Source organism: Planomonospora antibiotica (assembly GCF_014647955.1).
GTDB lineage: Bacteria > Actinomycetota > Actinomycetes > Streptosporangiales > Streptosporangiaceae > Planomonospora > Planomonospora parontospora.
Window position 1 is genome coordinate 25,561 of record NZ_BMQE01000025.1, and the last position, 14,497, is coordinate 40,057.

9 protein-coding genes are annotated in these 14,497 nt (G+C 73.0%); 5 read left to right on the forward strand and 4 right to left on the reverse strand.

Features of this window, described 5'->3' with window-relative positions; translation table 11 throughout:
- Nucleotides 1-39 precede the first annotated feature (39 nt).
- Entirely contained in the window at nt 40-2,583 is a 2,544-nt protein-coding gene (locus IEZ06_RS21875) for an FxsB family cyclophane-forming radical SAM/SPASM peptide maturase (protein ID WP_189238568.1), read from the reverse strand.
- Nucleotides 2,584-2,827: 244 nt separating this feature from the next.
- On the opposite strand from IEZ06_RS21875, the gene IEZ06_RS21880 reads away from it, so the two are divergent.
- Both IEZ06_RS21880 and IEZ06_RS21885 read left to right on the forward strand, forming a co-directional pair.
- Complete coding sequence (locus tag IEZ06_RS21880) at nt 2,828-4,012, forward strand: FxsB family cyclophane-forming radical SAM/SPASM peptide maturase (protein ID WP_229798526.1); 1,185 nt, start codon at nt 2,828-2,830, stop codon at nt 4,010-4,012.
- Nucleotides 4,009-5,340 carry an HEXXH motif domain-containing protein gene (locus IEZ06_RS21885; protein WP_189238570.1) on the forward strand — a complete coding sequence of 444 codons (1,332 nt, stop codon included), beginning with the start codon at nt 4,009-4,011 and terminating at the stop codon, nt 5,338-5,340. The genes IEZ06_RS21880 and IEZ06_RS21885 overlap by 4 nt, the downstream gene beginning before the upstream one ends.
- Before the next feature lie 13 nt (nt 5,341-5,353).
- Here IEZ06_RS21885 and fxsT read toward each other — a convergent pair whose 3' ends face one another.
- Nucleotides 5,354-7,912: an FxSxx-COOH system tetratricopeptide repeat protein gene (gene fxsT / locus IEZ06_RS21890; protein WP_229798528.1), complete on the reverse strand. Its 2,559-nt coding sequence runs from the start codon at nt 7,910-7,912 to the stop codon at nt 5,354-5,356.
- Between the two features lie 186 nt (nt 7,913-8,098).
- Between fxsT and IEZ06_RS21895 the strand changes: the two genes are divergently transcribed.
- The 3 genes from IEZ06_RS21895 to IEZ06_RS21905 all read left to right on the forward strand — a co-directional run bounded on the left by IEZ06_RS21895 (nt 8,099) and on the right by IEZ06_RS21905 (nt 11,281).
- Nucleotides 8,099-8,287, forward strand: coding sequence for an FxSxx-COOH-like cyclophane-containing RiPP peptide (locus tag IEZ06_RS21895; protein ID WP_189238572.1), 189 nt, complete (start codon nt 8,099-8,101; stop codon nt 8,285-8,287).
- 97 nt (nt 8,288-8,384) lie between these two features.
- A complete protein-coding gene (locus IEZ06_RS21900; RefSeq protein ID WP_229798552.1) occupies nt 8,385-9,275 on the forward strand; it encodes an SIR2 family NAD-dependent protein deacylase in 891 nt (296 codons plus the stop codon).
- Nucleotides 9,272-11,281 carry a tetratricopeptide repeat protein gene (locus IEZ06_RS21905; RefSeq protein ID WP_189238574.1) on the forward strand — a complete coding sequence of 670 codons (2,010 nt, stop codon included), beginning with the start codon at nt 9,272-9,274 and terminating at the stop codon, nt 11,279-11,281. The genes IEZ06_RS21900 and IEZ06_RS21905 overlap by 4 nt, the downstream gene beginning before the upstream one ends.
- Here IEZ06_RS21905 and IEZ06_RS21910 read toward each other — a convergent pair.
- The gene (locus tag IEZ06_RS21910) at nt 11,183-12,568 is read right to left on the reverse strand and encodes an MFS transporter (RefSeq protein ID WP_189238575.1); all 1,386 of its coding nucleotides are present in this window, start codon (nt 12,566-12,568) and stop codon (nt 11,183-11,185) included. The genes IEZ06_RS21905 and IEZ06_RS21910 overlap by 99 nt on opposite strands.
- 435 nt (nt 12,569-13,003) lie before the next feature.
- Entirely contained in the window at nt 13,004-14,416 is a 1,413-nt protein-coding gene (locus tag IEZ06_RS21915; RefSeq protein ID WP_189238576.1) for a dihydrolipoyl dehydrogenase family protein, read from the reverse strand.
- Nucleotides 14,417-14,497 lie beyond the last annotated feature (81 nt).

Genomic DNA, 14,497 nt, shown 5'->3' on the forward strand with positions numbered 1-14,497 from the left:
CCGCCGGCGGTGTGCGCAGACCGGCCGCGGAGCCCGGGGTCAGCCGTTGCGTTCGAGCCAGAGGGCCCAGTGCCGGTCCGCGCGCTCGCGGCCGAGCGCGCGGGCCCCGGCCGTAACCGGTTCCTGCGACCAGTGGTCGAGGCGCCGCGCCATCGCGGAGACGAAGACCTCGCCGGGCGGGGTCAGCCTCCCGCTGCCGAGGAGGGTCCCGGCGACCAGGCTCGCGGCCTCGCGCCACCGGAAGAACTCCGCCTCCGCCTCCAGCGCGGCCTCACCGCTCACGAGGCGGCGCTGGCGCCGCCAGAAGCCGGTCACCCCCACGTAGGCGTACGCCCCCTGCAGCAGGCCGGGGACGGGACGGGGATCGGGCCGCCAGGGGGCGTAGTGGCGGGAGCCGTCGTCGGGCTCGGTCAGGGGCACGACGTCGAGCAGGGCCGAGAGCTTGGCGTGCTGCGTCTCATGGGTGAGGGTGACCGCGAACGTGGTGGCGTCCGGAGGGGTGGACAGCGCCACGCAGCCGAAGGTCTCCCGGGACGAGGCGCTCGACTGCCCCTGGGGCGGGGCCGCCAGGGGGGTGAGCACGGAGATCGCGGTGCCCACCTCCTCGGCGACGGTCCGGTGGTGGCGTACGAGCAGGCTCCACGCCTCTTCCAGACCCGCCTGCCAGCGCCCGGCCTCGGCCTCGGTGAGCCGCCCGCCGATGTTCGCCGTACCCGGCATGCGGTAGGGATCGAGGTCGTCGACGACGACGCGGAACGGTGCGCCGTCCGACTCCGCCGACAGGCTGCGCAGCCCCCTCCATCCGGGGGCGTCCGACCGCGGGTCGCGCGGGACCCGTACGGCGAGGCTGCCCCCCACGACGTCGGCACCGTCGGAGAAGGACTGGACCGTCGCCTCCGAGACGGTGGGGGACAGCACCGCCTGTCCCAGTGAGGGCAGGGTGACCACCCCCTCCACCGCGGGCACGTCGATCTCGCAGACCGTGCCGGACCGGATCGCCGCGGCGGCCGCGAGGGCCGCGAGCTGCGCCGGCGTCGCCCGGTCGTCCCCGGCCCTGAGCGCCGTGATCGTGTGCCGGGACCAGGCGCCCACCGACGGATGGCGCAGGACGGCGTCGACGGCGCCGGGATGGTCGCGCTGGACGGCGGCGAGCAGGTCGTAGGCGCGGCGGGCGAGGGAGGCCTGCGGGTGACCGGTCGTCCGCGCCGTCTCCAGCACGCCCCGTACGAGGAGCACGTGCTTGCTGCGCTGCGCGGCGGCGAGCCGGGCGACCGCGCCGGCGCCGCCGCCGCCCGCCGCCAGCTCCGAGAACACCTCGGCCGGGATGCGGTGCTCACGCAGTTTCATGGGCGTTCCTTGGTCCGTGCCGACGGGTCGGCTACGAGGGTGCGCTCGGGTCCGTGCCGCCAGGTCGGCTTCGACGGTGCGCCTGACGTGCTCGATGAGGCGGAGGAGGTCGGGGCAGTAGACCGAGGGGTTGGCGAACCCGCTTCCCTCCCGGTAGCGGTGGGCGTACAGCCCGCCGCCGCAGACCCGGCCGACGGGGCAGCGCCGGCAGGCGGCGGACAGGGCCAGCTCGCCGATCTGGCGGGCGGCGACGGCGGGCAGGAGCAGGACGTCGTCGAAGGAGTCCCGCGCCACGTGCAGCCCGGTCTCGGGGGCCCCCTGGTAGGCCGACTTCAGGAAATCGGACTGCTCGATGCCGCCGTCGGTCTCCACCACCACCATGGCCGCGGGGGACAGGCCCACCGCCTCGCTCGACGACGCGCCGCCGAGGAGGAGGTGGATGATCTCACCGAACAGTCGGACCCGGGTGGACCGCCGGGGCGAGCGGTACCAGCGGTCGAAGACCGGGATCAGCCAGTCGGCGTACGGCGTGGCGTCCGCCCGCGGGTCCCGGCCCGGAGGAGGCGCCGACCAGTTGCCGTGCGGGAGCAGGAAGTCGACGGCGGGCGGGTCGAACGCGAGCAGGGCCTCGTAGGCGCCCAGCGGATCGTTCCTGAGGTCGACGGTGCACAGCAGGCCGCCGAAGAGGTGCCGGTAGGCGGGTGAGGTGAGCAGGGCGAGGGCCTTCACGACCGCGGCGTGGCTGCCCTGCCCGTTCGCGCGCCGGCGGCTGCGGTCGTGCATCGCCTCGTCGCCGTCGAGGCTGACCCCGACGCGCACGCCCAGCTCGTCGAAGAGACCGAGGTAACCGCGGTCGAGCAGGGTGGCGTTGGTCTGCAGCGTGACGCGGACGGCCGTGCCGCCGCCGACCGCGGAGCGGACCCGGGTGACGAGGTCGCGGATGGCCTCCCGCCCGGCGAGCAGGGGTTCGCCGCCGTGCAGGACGACCTCGACCTGGTCGAGGTCGTGGGCGCGGGCGTGCTCGGCGATCCGCGCGGCCGCGGCGGCGAAGGTCTCCGGCGCCATCCGCTTCGGGCGGCCGCGCCAGCTGGTGTCGGCCATCTCGTACATGTAGCAGTACGTGCAGGCGAGGTCGCAGCGGCTGTGGATCTTCAGGACGAACTGCCGGAACGGAGTCGGCCGCCAGCCTCCGGCCATCAGTTCCCCGACATCGAGGGTCGACGGCCACTCGTGCACCGCTGATCAGCCTCCGAGTTGAGACCACATTACGTAGCGCAGGATAGGGGAACGACGTCCATAACGCAGGAGAAAACGGTCGGCGGCGGGTGCGCGCTCCGTAACGATTCCGGCGCCTGCGGATTGGAATCTTGACTATCGACCAGAAGTCAGGCGAAATGGTAAATGGCGCAAGAGAGGTGTGCCGCGGTTGCCAAAAGAACCCAAAACCGAAAATCTGCCACCCGAAAACATGTTTCCGGCAATGCTCGACGTGGACGGATTGCTGGCCTCGGGATGGCGGCCGTCGGCCTTCCAGCAGTTCATCCTGAAGATCCACAGTCGCTGCGACCTGGCCTGCACGTACTGCTACATGTACGAGATGGCGGACCAGTCGTGGAAGGCCCAGCCGCGCCGCATGTCGGAGGCGATCGCCGACCGCGCGGCGCTGCGGATCGCCGAGCACGCGCTGGACCACGACCTCGCCGAGGTGGAGGTGATCCTGCACGGCGGGGAGCCGCTCCTGGCCGGGCCGGAGTTCATCTCCCACGCCGTGCACGCGATCAGGGCGGCGGCCGCCGACGTCGGGACGCGGGTCCACCTGGCGGTGCAGACCAACGGCGTGCGGCTCGACGAGGCCTTCCTGCGGCTGTTCGACACCCTGGAGGTCCGGGTGGGGGTGAGCCTGGACGGCGACGAGGAGGCCCACGACCGCCACCGGCGCTTCGCCGGGGGGCGGGGGAGCCACACGGCGGTCTCCCGCTCCCTCCGCGGGCTCGCCTTCGGCCGCTTCCACCACCTCTTCAGCGGCCTGCTCTGCACGATCGACGTCCGGAACGACCCCGTGGCCACCTACGAGGCGCTGCTCGCCTTCGACCCGCCCGCCGTCGACTTCCTGCTCCCGCACGGCAACTGGTCGGCGCCGCCGCCCTTCCGCGATCCGGAGTCGGACGCCACGCCGTACGCCGACTGGCTGATCCCGATCTTCGACCGCTGGTACGGCTCCCCCGCAGAGGAGACGGAGATCCGGCTGTTCACCGAGATCATGCGCCTGCTGACCGGGCGGCCCTCGCGGACGGAGACGGTCGGGCTGTCCCCGGTGCGGATGGCCGTCGTCGAGACGGACGGCAGCATCGAGCAGTCGGACATCCTCAAGTCCAGCTACCACGGCGCCACCGCGACCCGCATGCACGTCCTGCGCAACTCCTTCGACGAGGTGCTCGCCCACCCGGCCATAGCGGCCCGGCAGATCGGCGAGCTCGCGCTGGCGCGGACCTGCCTCGAATGCGACCTCGTCCGGGTCTGCGGCGGCGGGCTCTACGCACACCGCTACAACACCGGCACCGGATTCCTCGCACCCTCGGTCTACTGCCCCGACCTCTACCGGCTCATCACCCACATCCACGCCACACTCGCCCGGGACGTCGCCCTGCTGAAGGGAAGCAGATGAGACTCTTCACCCAGCCGCTCTCCGGGACGGTCCTGGCGGAACTGGCGGCGGGAGGGGGCGGGGCCGCAGCCGTGCGCGAACTGGCGGCGGCGCAGCGCCTGAAGAACCTGCTGCTGCTGCGCGGGGTCGTCGAGGAGGCGGCGGCGGCCGGGCACCCCCACGCCGAGCTGGCGGCCGAGGCCTACGGGCTCCTGTCGGACATGGAGAACCGCGCGGCGGACCGGGTCGGGCGGGTGCTGCGCCACCCGGCGGCCGGGGCGTGGGCATGGCGGACCTACCGGTCGCTGAGCCGGCGGACCGGTGAGGAGGATCCCGGGAGGCTGGGCGCGCTGGCGCTGTCGGCCGCGGTCGGATCGCGGACCGCGTGCGAGCTCCGGCTTCCCGTCGCGGGCAGGGACGTCATGCTGCCGTCCCTGGGCCTGCTCACCCTGCCCGCCGAGATCGGGGCGGTGGCCGACGTCGCCGTGCGGCCCGACGCCACCGGTGCCGGCGGTGGCACCGGGGACGGCGACGGAGCCGAACTCCGCTTCGGCCGGTTCACGGTCCGGGTCGACCCCCACCGGGACGGACCGGGCTGGCAGGCGCTGCACCGGCTGGCGGTGAGGCCGGGCTTCAGCCTGGTCGTCGACGACCTGGACCCGTACCGGTGGGCGGTGGCCGACGTCGTCGAGCCGAGGCTGAGCGCGGAGCGGCGCCGCTGGTGGCAGTCGTGCCTGCGGGACGCCTGGCGCATCCTGGCGGCCCACCACGGCACCGTCGCCGAGGAGGTCGCCGCTGCGACCTGCGTCCTCACCCCGATCCAGGCGCCCGCCTCCGGCCAGAACAGCGCGACGTCCCGGGAGACGTTCGGGACCATGGCGCTCTCGGAGCCGCGCCACGGGCTCGGATTCGCGGAGACCTTCGCCCACGAGGTCCAGCACGCCAAGCTGACCGCCCTGACCGACATGGTCGACCTCACGCTGCCGGACGACGGGCAGCGCCACTACGCGCCCTGGCGGCCCGACCCGCGGCCGGTCTACGGGCTGCTGCAGGGCGCCTACGCCTACCTGGGCGTGGCGGGGTTCTGGCAGCGGCAGCGGCGGTTCGAGAGCGGGGAGGCGGGTTTCCGGGCCCAGGTGGAGTTCGCGCGCTGGCGGGAGGGCGCCCACCTCGTCACCGGCACGCTCCAGGCCAGCGGGTGCCTGACCGAGCGGGGGCAGGAGTTCGTCGCCGTGATGAGGGGGACGCTGGAGCGGCTCCTCGCCCAACCGGTGGACCCCGCGGCGGCGGCGCAGGCGCGCCGCGAGGCCGACCGGCACCGCGAGGAGTGGACCGGGCGGAACACCTGACCGCGGCGGCCGGTCAGATCGGCGGCGGGTCGAAGTCGGTGTCGATGCGCAGGCCGGCGACCGCCGCGAGGATGTCGGGCTGGACCGACGACAGCGGGCTGTGCTCGTAGCGCTCCAGGGTCTCGGTCCGGAGCCGCTCCGCCTCCTTCTCCGCGCCGGCGGCCCGCAGGTCGAGCGAGAGGTTGGCGGCGCACAGCAGCGAGAGGTAGTGCTCCTCGCCGAAGAGCGCGTGGAGCCGTTCGAGGGTGTCCTCGCCGAGCTCCCGCGCCCTGGCGGTCTCGCCCAGGATCGCCAGGTCCGTCGCGAGGTTGACGGCGCAGGCCAGCGAGTAGTTGTGCGTCCGGCCGACCGTGGCGGTCAGCCTCTCCAGAGCCGCCTCGTTGACCGCCCTGGCGGTCTCGGCGTCTCCGCGCAGCCGGTACAGGATCGCGAGGTTGCTCCGGCAGGCCTGGGTGTACGGGTGGTCCTCGCCGTAGACCCGGGGGTAGCGGAGCACGGTCTCCTGGGCGATGGCGAACGCCTCGTCGAGTTCGCCGGTCGTGCGCAGGACGTTGGAGAGGTTGACCGCGGCGGCCATGGTGTCGGGATGCTCGTCGCCGAAGAGCCGCTGGAACCGCGCGTGCGCGTCGCGTGCCATGTCCAGCGCCTCGGTGAGGTCACCGGCCCTGCGCCGGGCGATGGACAGGTCCTTGGCGGTGAGCAGGGTGACGGGATGGTCGGGACCCAGTTCCTGGACGCCGTAGGCATGGGCCTCGTCACCCAGGTCGCACGCCTCCGCGTAGTCCCCGCAGAGCCGCACGACGCGGGCCAGGCCGTTCCACGACAGCAGGAGGGAGGACTTGCTGATCCCCTGGGTCGCGTCGCTCTGCTCGAGGTAGGTCTCCTGCTGCAGCCTCCGGGCGAGCATGTAGTCGCTGGTGAGGCCGTAGTCGAGGGCGAGGTTGTTCATCACGCGCAGGGTGGACGGGTGGGTCGGCCCCAGGGCCTGCTCGTGGGCCTGCCGGGACTCCTCGTCGAGCTCGCGGGCCCTCATGAACTCCCCCCGGGCGCGCAGGGCGGCGCCGAAGGTGTTGGTCATCGACAGGGTCTCCGGATGCTGCGGCCCGAGGACCTCGCGCATGAGCTCCACGGTCTCCCTGCCGAGCTCGTAGTCCTCGGCGTATCTGCCGAGCCCGCGCAGCACGTTGCCCAGGTGCTTGCGCGCGACCAGCACGTCCGGGTGCCGGGGCCCGCTGTTCTCGGACCACCTGCCGATGAAGTCCTCAGAGAAGGTGAGGGCCGACTGGTAGTTGCCCGCCTGGTACAGGTAGCGGACGATGTTCAGGGCGAACCTGCGCACGACGGGCTCGGTGCTCTCGGCGAGCTCCGAAGGGGCGACGTGGCCCACCAGCTCCTCGAACAGGCGCCATCTCGTGCTGTCGTCCGGGTCGGCCGGTGCGCCGCCGGCCAGCAGCAGGTGGACCTCCCGCCGCGCCGTCCGCTGCTCCTCACCGGACAGGCCGTCGCGCAGGAGCGCCTGCACGAGGCGGTGGACCTGGATGGTGCGTGTCTCGGGCTCGATCCTGGCGAGGGCGAAGCGCCGCAGCTCGCTCAGGGCCTTGGTCAGCAGGATGGGATCGGACAGGATCGCGCTGAGCAGCGGGTCGGCCTTCTCCCCGGCGCCGCGGCCGATGGTCCTCCCGCCCCGGCGGAAGATGTCACGGGGGATGGGCTCGGGGCCGAAGAACGCGCAGCACCGCAGGATCCTGACCGCCTCGGGGAGCCGGTCCTGCAGCATGGAGACCGAGACCTGCCAGGCGGCCGTCATCGACAGGGGGTAGCCCGACGCCTTGTTCGCGCCGAGCAGCCGGCCGGCCTGCTCCTCGAGCTGCTCGATGTACTCGTCGACCGACATGCCGGTCTCGTACTGCAGCGCTCCGGCCTGCTCCAGCGCGAGCGGCAGGTCGCCGAGCTTCTCCGCGAGCCGGGAGGCGTCCTGGTCCGAGATCTCCCTGCGCAGACGCCTGCGGAGGAACTCCACGCTCTCCTCGCGCTCGAACACGTCGACCTGGAGCGTCTCGAAACGGTCCTCCCAGTCGGGGTTGCGCGAAGTGATCAGCACGTGTCCGGGCCCGAGCGGGATGAACTCCTCGATCCTGGCGGGGTCCTCGGCGTTGTCGAAGATCAGCAGCCAGCGGCGGTACGGCTCGCCGCTCTGCAGCGCCCTGCGCACCGCCTCGGCCGCCTCCTCGACGCCGGTGGCCGCGGCGCTCGGCAGGCCGAGGTGGGGCGCCATCATGGCCAGCGCCGACGGCACCAGCACGCGCTGGTCGGCGGGGATCCACCAGACCAGGTCGTAGTGGGACCGGTAGCGCCAGGCGTACTCGATGGCCAGGTGGGTCTTGCCGACGCCGCCCAGGCCCTGGAGCGCCTGGGGCTGGGGGACGACGGCGGTCACGGTGCTGATGCCCCGGCGGAGCCGGGTGAGGAGCTCCTCGCGTCCGGTGAAGTTCCTGTTGCGCGGCGGCACCTTCTCCCAGACCTCGGGCGACCGCTCGGGCACCGCGTTCACCGTGTGAGAAAGCTCCGCCACCTGAGGCCTCCACCCTGTGAGCCGAAACAATCCTGCGGTCATCCTAAAGGTTGATTCACGGGGTGGGGTATCCCAGAATGATTTGAACACCGGTATCAAGGTCCCGGGATCGGAGGGCAGGGCGGCCGCACTGTTTCCGGGCCGTCCGTAACTCCGGAGCGGACCGGGAAAAGTGGAGGAGTGCTCATGCGCGAGGGCGAGGCGGGCTCCGAAGCCGCGGCGGTTCTCATCGATCTCGACGGGATTTCCCTGGAAGACGTCCGGGAAATCGGGAATGACGGCCTGAACAGGATGCTGCAGTCGCTCCTCCTGGACGACCGGCCTCCGCTGGCGGGATTCTCGGCCTCCATCGGGGCCCGGTCCGGAGCGGCGTGACCCCTGCCGGGCATTGACCGGGCCAATAGAGTCGTACGGCATCGGCCCGTGATCCGCCGGGCCGGCGGTCGACGAGGTGGTGCCGTGCGTGTACGACATGGGTGACGCCGAATGGGAGCGCCTGATCTACCAGCTGAGAAGCGGGGACTGCACGCCGTTCCTGGGGTCGGGAGCGTGCGTGGGAACCCTGCCGACGGGAACGGCGCTCAGCCGGGAAATGGCCCGCCGCTGGGGATATCCCTACGGCGACGACCACGACCTCCCCCGGGTGGCGCAGTTCGGGGCGATCAAATACGGCGACGCCGTGCACGTCAAGAGACTGGTCTGCGACGAGCTGGACGCGGCGGATCCTCCGGATTTCCTCCATCCGCTGGAACCCCACGGACTGCTGGCGGAGTTTCCCCTCCCGGTGTATCTGACGACCAACTACGACGACTTCATCTTCCGCTCCCTGAAAGCGGTGGGGAAACGCCCGAACACGGCCGTCTGCCCGTGGAACAAGGACATCGCCTACGCCGAGAAGCTGTTCAGCAACGAGGCCGGGTGGAACCCCCAGCCGGACACGCCGCTCATCTACCACCTGCACGGCAACCTGCAGGACCCGACGTCGATCGTGCTGGCCGAGGACGACTACCTGGAGTTCCTCACCAGCCTCGCGGCCGAGGGCGTCGCGGGCAGCCAGCGGATGCTGCCCACCTCGATCCTCGCGGCGCTGACCCGGCGGCCCCTGCTGTTCATCGGCTACAGCCTGCAGGACTGGACGTTCCGCGTCCTGTTCCGCGGGCTGCTGAGGGCGGTCCCCGGCATCAACCGGCGCAGGCACATCAGCGTGCAGCTCGCCCCCTCGCTCGACACCAGCAAGGCGGACGTGAAGGACGTGCAGCGGCAACTGGCCAGATACTACGAGGACTGGCGGATCTCCATCTTCTGGGGGACCGCCGAGGAGTTCTGCATGGAGCTGCGGCGGCGGATGGGGTCGATGCCGTGAACCCGAACGATGCCCGCCCGGCGCCGGCGGCCGAACCGTACGTCGGGCTGCGGGCGTTCCGGCGGGAGGACAGCGCCCGGTTCTTCGGGCGGGCCAGGGAGTCGCACGAGATCGCCGACCTCTGGCAGGCCAACCGCCTGACCATCCTCTACGGCCCCTCGGGGGTGGGCAAGACCTCGCTCATCCAGGCCGGCGTGCTCCCGCTGATGGACCCGACCACGGTCGACATCCTGCCGGTCGGCCGCGTGTCGCACGGCTCCCCCTTCCCCTCGGCCGCGCTCTCGCAGCACAACCCGCACGTCTTCGCCCTGCTGTCGTCCTGGTCGCCGGAGGAGACGCCCACCCGGCTGGCCGGCCTGACGCTCCGCGGGTTCCTGCGGCGCAGGCCGTCCCGGCAGGACCCGTACGGGGACCCCGTGCTGACCCTGGCCGCGATCGACCAGGCGGAGGAGCTGTTCGGCGACCTCGCCCACCGCCAGCCGTACCGGGAATGGTTCATCGACCAGCTCGCCGAGGCGCTGGAGGCGGATCCGCACCTGCGCCTGCTCGTGTCGATCCGCGAGGACTACCTGGCCGCGATCCTCCCCCACGAGCCCAGACTGGCCGGCCCGTCCAGGGGCCGCTTCCCGCTCGCCGCGCTCGACACGGCGGCGGCGGTGCGGGCGACGGAGGGCCCCCTGGAGGGCACCGGCCGGTCCTTCGCACCGGGAGCCGCCGAGGGGCTGGTGGAGGACCTGCGCAGGATCCGGGTGGGAAAGGCGCTCGGGGAGGAGGTCGTGGCCGACGCGAAGGTGGTCGAGCCCGTCCAGCTCCAGGTCGTCTGCTCCGCCATGTGGCGCTCCCTCCCCGCCGGCGTGCGGGTCATCACCGCCGAGCACGTGCGCCGCTTCGCCGACGCCGACCGGTCGCTCACCGGCTTCTTCGAACGGATGATCGCCGAGGTGTCCCGCGACCACCTCGACGGGGACACCGACCGCCTGCGGACCTGGCTGCGCCGCAACTTCATCACGGAGCACGGCAGGCGCGAGATCGTCTACCAGGGCGAGACCCTCACGGCCGGGGAACCGAACCGCGTGGTCAGGGCGCTGGTGGAGCGCCACATCCTGCGGGAGGACCTCCGGGCGGGCGCGCGCTGGTGCGAGCTCTCGCACGAGCGGCTCATCCAGCCCATCCTCCAGCACGGCCACGCCGCCGAGCCGGTCGAGAGCCGGGCCACACCGGACGAGTACCTGCGCGCCGCCGAGCTCGCCTTCCGCGACGGCGAGTTCGGGCTGGCCGCCAAACAGGCGGAAGAGGCGCTGAGCAGGTGCGGGGACGACACGTGGCTCCGCGCGGAGATCGAGTCCTTCCTCGGCAACGTCGCGCACCGGCGCGAGGACTTCGAGAAGGCGGTCGCGCACTACCGCACGGCCGCGGTCCTGTTCGAGACGCTGGGCGCGACCACCGCGGTGGGCCGGCTGCTCGCCGGGATCGGGCGGCTCCGGCTGGCGCAGGGGCGGCCCGCGGTCGCGGTGCAGGAGCTGTACTCCGCGATCCGCCGCGTCCCCGGAGACACCGCCATCCAGACCGAACTCGCCTGGGCGCTGTGGCACGGCGGGCACCCCGACGCGGCGAGGGACGTCCTCAACGACGCCCTCGCCCGGGAGGGGGACGCCGCGGAGGCGCTGCGGGCGCGGGGCGAGATCCTGGCCGATCTCGGCCGGACGGCGGAGGCCCTGCACGACCTCGAACGGGTCCGGCCGCTGCAGTGGCCGTCCACCCGGGCGGCGTACGCCCTCGCGCTCGCCTCCGAAGGGCGGGCCGCCGAGGCGGACCGGGAGATCACGGCCGTGCTGGCCGAAGCGGGCGACCACGGCCCCGTCCTGCTGTACGCGGCCAGGGTCAGGGAACTGGCCGGTGACGTCCCCTCAGCGGCCGGTCTGGCTCGGCGTGCGAAGGCCGCGGTGGCTCCGCGGCTTCCTCCGCACCTGACCGCAGAGGCGGACCGCCTGGCGGAACAGGTCTGACCGGCGGCAGACCGGTCCGGGGACGGGCGGGCCGAGGTCCTCCGGCCGCCGGATCCGGCCGGGGACGGCCGAAGCGGCGGTGGTCCCGCTCCGGAGGACCCTCCGGAGCGGGACCACCGCGGCCACGGACAGGGCGATGCCGGACATGACGAGGAACAGGCTCCTCGTCGCCGCCGGCACCCCCACCGCGGAGACGAGGAACCCGCCGAGCGGCGCCGCCAGGCACACGGCGCCGTGGGTGGTGAGCCGGTGCACGCTGACCACCCGGGCGAGTTTGCCCTCGGCGACCCGGTCGATCTCGAAGGCCCGGACGGACATGTTGCTGAGCGCTCCGGCGCACCCCATCAGGAACAGCGCGGCGCCGAAGAAGACGGGGGACTCGCCCACGACCGGGATGAGGAGGGCGAACGCCCATATCCACATGTGGGCGAAGAGCAGGATCTCCCGGGGAGGCCCGAGCGGTGCCAGTCGCGGTTCCAGCAGCGGATGCCGGAGCAGGCGCCGCAGCGCAGGCGCCAGAGCCGACCCGAGCACACCGCCCAGACCGCTGGCCGCGAGGACCAGGCCGACCTCTAGCGGGGAGTGGGTCACCGAGCCGGCGACGAAGACGATGATCAGCATATTGATCATCAGGTTCGTGACCGTGGTCAGCGCCATGGCGTTGCGCAGGAATCGATGGCTCCTGAGCTCCCCGACGCCGGCCGTCATCTCCTGGAGGAACGACGCCTTCCCGCGGCCGGGGGCCGCCGTCCGCAGGACGCGGCGCCTCCCGCCGCCCGGCAGGGTCAGCACGGCGAGGAGCGAGGCGAAAAAGAGGAGCGTGTTCATCACGAACGGCACGCAGTGGCCGAGCCCGAACAGGAACCCCCCCACGGGCCTGGCCGCCATCACCGCGACGTGGGAGCTCGTCTCACTCGTGGCCAGCATGCCGACGAGACTCGCCCGGGGGACGGCGGACCGGATCAGGGCCGTCTCCGCCAGCGAGTAGACGACCCAGAAGGTCCCCTCCACGAAGGCGGCCGCCAGCAGATGGGGAAGGGTCACGCCTCCGAAGACCACGGCCAGGAACACGCTCGCCACCGCCAGCAGGCGGGCCGCCTCGGTGGCCGCCATGACGGCGCGTGCGGTCATCCGGTCGACGAGGAGACCCGCCGGGACGTAGAAGAGCAGGGTCGGAAGGGTCAGGGCGAAACCGGCCCAGCCGACGTGCACCGGCGAATTCGTCAGCGACAGGGCCAGCAGCGGGTAGGTGACCCCGAGGGTCCGGAACCCCACGGTCGAGGACATCGAACCCGCGCAGATGCGCAGGAGGTCCCACCGCGACCGGATCCCCGCCCCGCGGGGCCCGCCGGAGGACGGCGGGGCCTCCTCCCGCGGGCGGGGCGCATCGGATCGCGGGACGTCCGGAGCCGCCAGGGGCACCCCAGGCTCCGCTCCCACGATCCGTTCGTCCCCTCTGCTCCTGCCAGCGTCGTCGGGAACAGCCCATCGTGAAGAACGGAGGGGAGAGCTGCAGCGACCCTCGTTGCCGGAGGGAAAATGGTGGCTTTTTGGGCAGTCGACTACCAGGGGAACCCGTGCCCCGATGATCACCCTGGGTCGTCCGCGGGCAGCAGCATAGCGCTGGTCGTGGTCTTCTGCGACGCCGTCGGCCGGCTCCCCTTCCTCCGGCGCCTTACGGGGGAGCGGGAGCGGCATGCCGTACCGGCCGGGAGGTCACAGTCACAGGCCGTAGGCCTCCAGCAGGCGCAGCCAGACCTCGCTGACCGTCGGGAACGACGGCACCGCGTGCCAGAGCCGCTCCAGCGGCACCTCGGCGGTGACCGCGATCGTGGCGGCGTGCAGCAGCTCGGCCGCGCCGGGACCGGCGAAGGTGACGCCCAGCAGCACCCGCCGCTCGGTGTCCACCACGGCCTTGGCCCGGCCCCGGTAACCGTCCCCGAGCAGGTAGGCGCCGCTCACCGCACCCAGGTCGTACTCGACCGCGCGGACCGGGAGGCCCTCCTCGCGGGCGCGGGCCTCGGTCCGGCCGACCGCGCAGACCTGCGGGTCGGTGAAGACCACCTGCGGCGCGCCGTAGCCGCCCGCGAGGTCCCGCAGCGCGGGCAGGTCGTCGGGTTCGCCCTTGGCCCGGGCGGCGATGACGTCACCGCAGACGCGGGCCTGGTACTTGCCCATGTGGGTGAGCAGGTCGCGGCCGTTGACGTCGCCCACGGCGTACAGCCAGCCGCCGTCGACGCCGGTGGCGCGCATGCTGCCGTCGACCGCCACGGGCCGGTCGCCGGCCAGCCCCACGCTCTCCAGGCCCAGGCCGGCGACGGCGGGCCGGCGGCCGGTGGCCACCAGCAGCTCGTCGGCCTCGACCGGCGGGCCCGACGACAGGTGCACGGTCACCGGCCCGCCCGGCGCGGGCCGCTCCACCCGGGTCACCTCCGTGCGGGTCCGCACGGTGATGCCGGAGGCGGCGAACGACTCGGCCACCAGGTCGGAGGCGAACGGCTCCAGCCGCTCCAGCAACCGGCCCCCGCGCACCAGCACGGTGGTCCCGGCCGCGCCGAGCCCGTGCATCGCCTGCGCCATCTCGCAGGCGACCACGCCGCCGCCGATCACGGCCAGCCGCTCCGGGACCGCCTCGGCCGCGGTGACCTCGTGGCTGGTCCACGGGCCGGCCTCGGCCAGACCCGGGACCGGCGGGACCGCGGCGCGGCTCCCGGTGGCCAGCACCACCGCGTGCCGCGCGGTCAGCGACCGCGAGGTGCCGTCGGGCAGGTCCACCCGGACCCGCCGCGGGCCGTCCAGCCGCCCCCGTCCCCGGACGAACTCCGCCGGCACGCCCTCGATCCACTCGACCTGACCGGCGTCGTCGTAGCGGGAGACGGCCTCGTCCCGGCGCGCCAGCACGGCGGCGGCGTCGATCGGGCCGACGTCCAGGCCCGGCACCCGGCGGGCCTCGGCGGCCAGTTCGACCGGGCGGAGCAGGGCCTTGCTGGGGATGCACGCCCAGTAGGAGCACTCGCCGCCGGCCAGGTTCTCCTCCACGACCGCGGCGCTCAGCCCGCCCCGCACGGCCCTGTCCGCGACGTTCTCACCGGCCGGTCCGGCACCGATCACGATCACGTCGAACTCGTCCGCCACCACTGCCTCCTGTCGGGAACGCGCGCCGGAGATCCCGTGTCACCGCGCCGGTTCCACCGTCCCCGTATCTTCCCCAGCCGC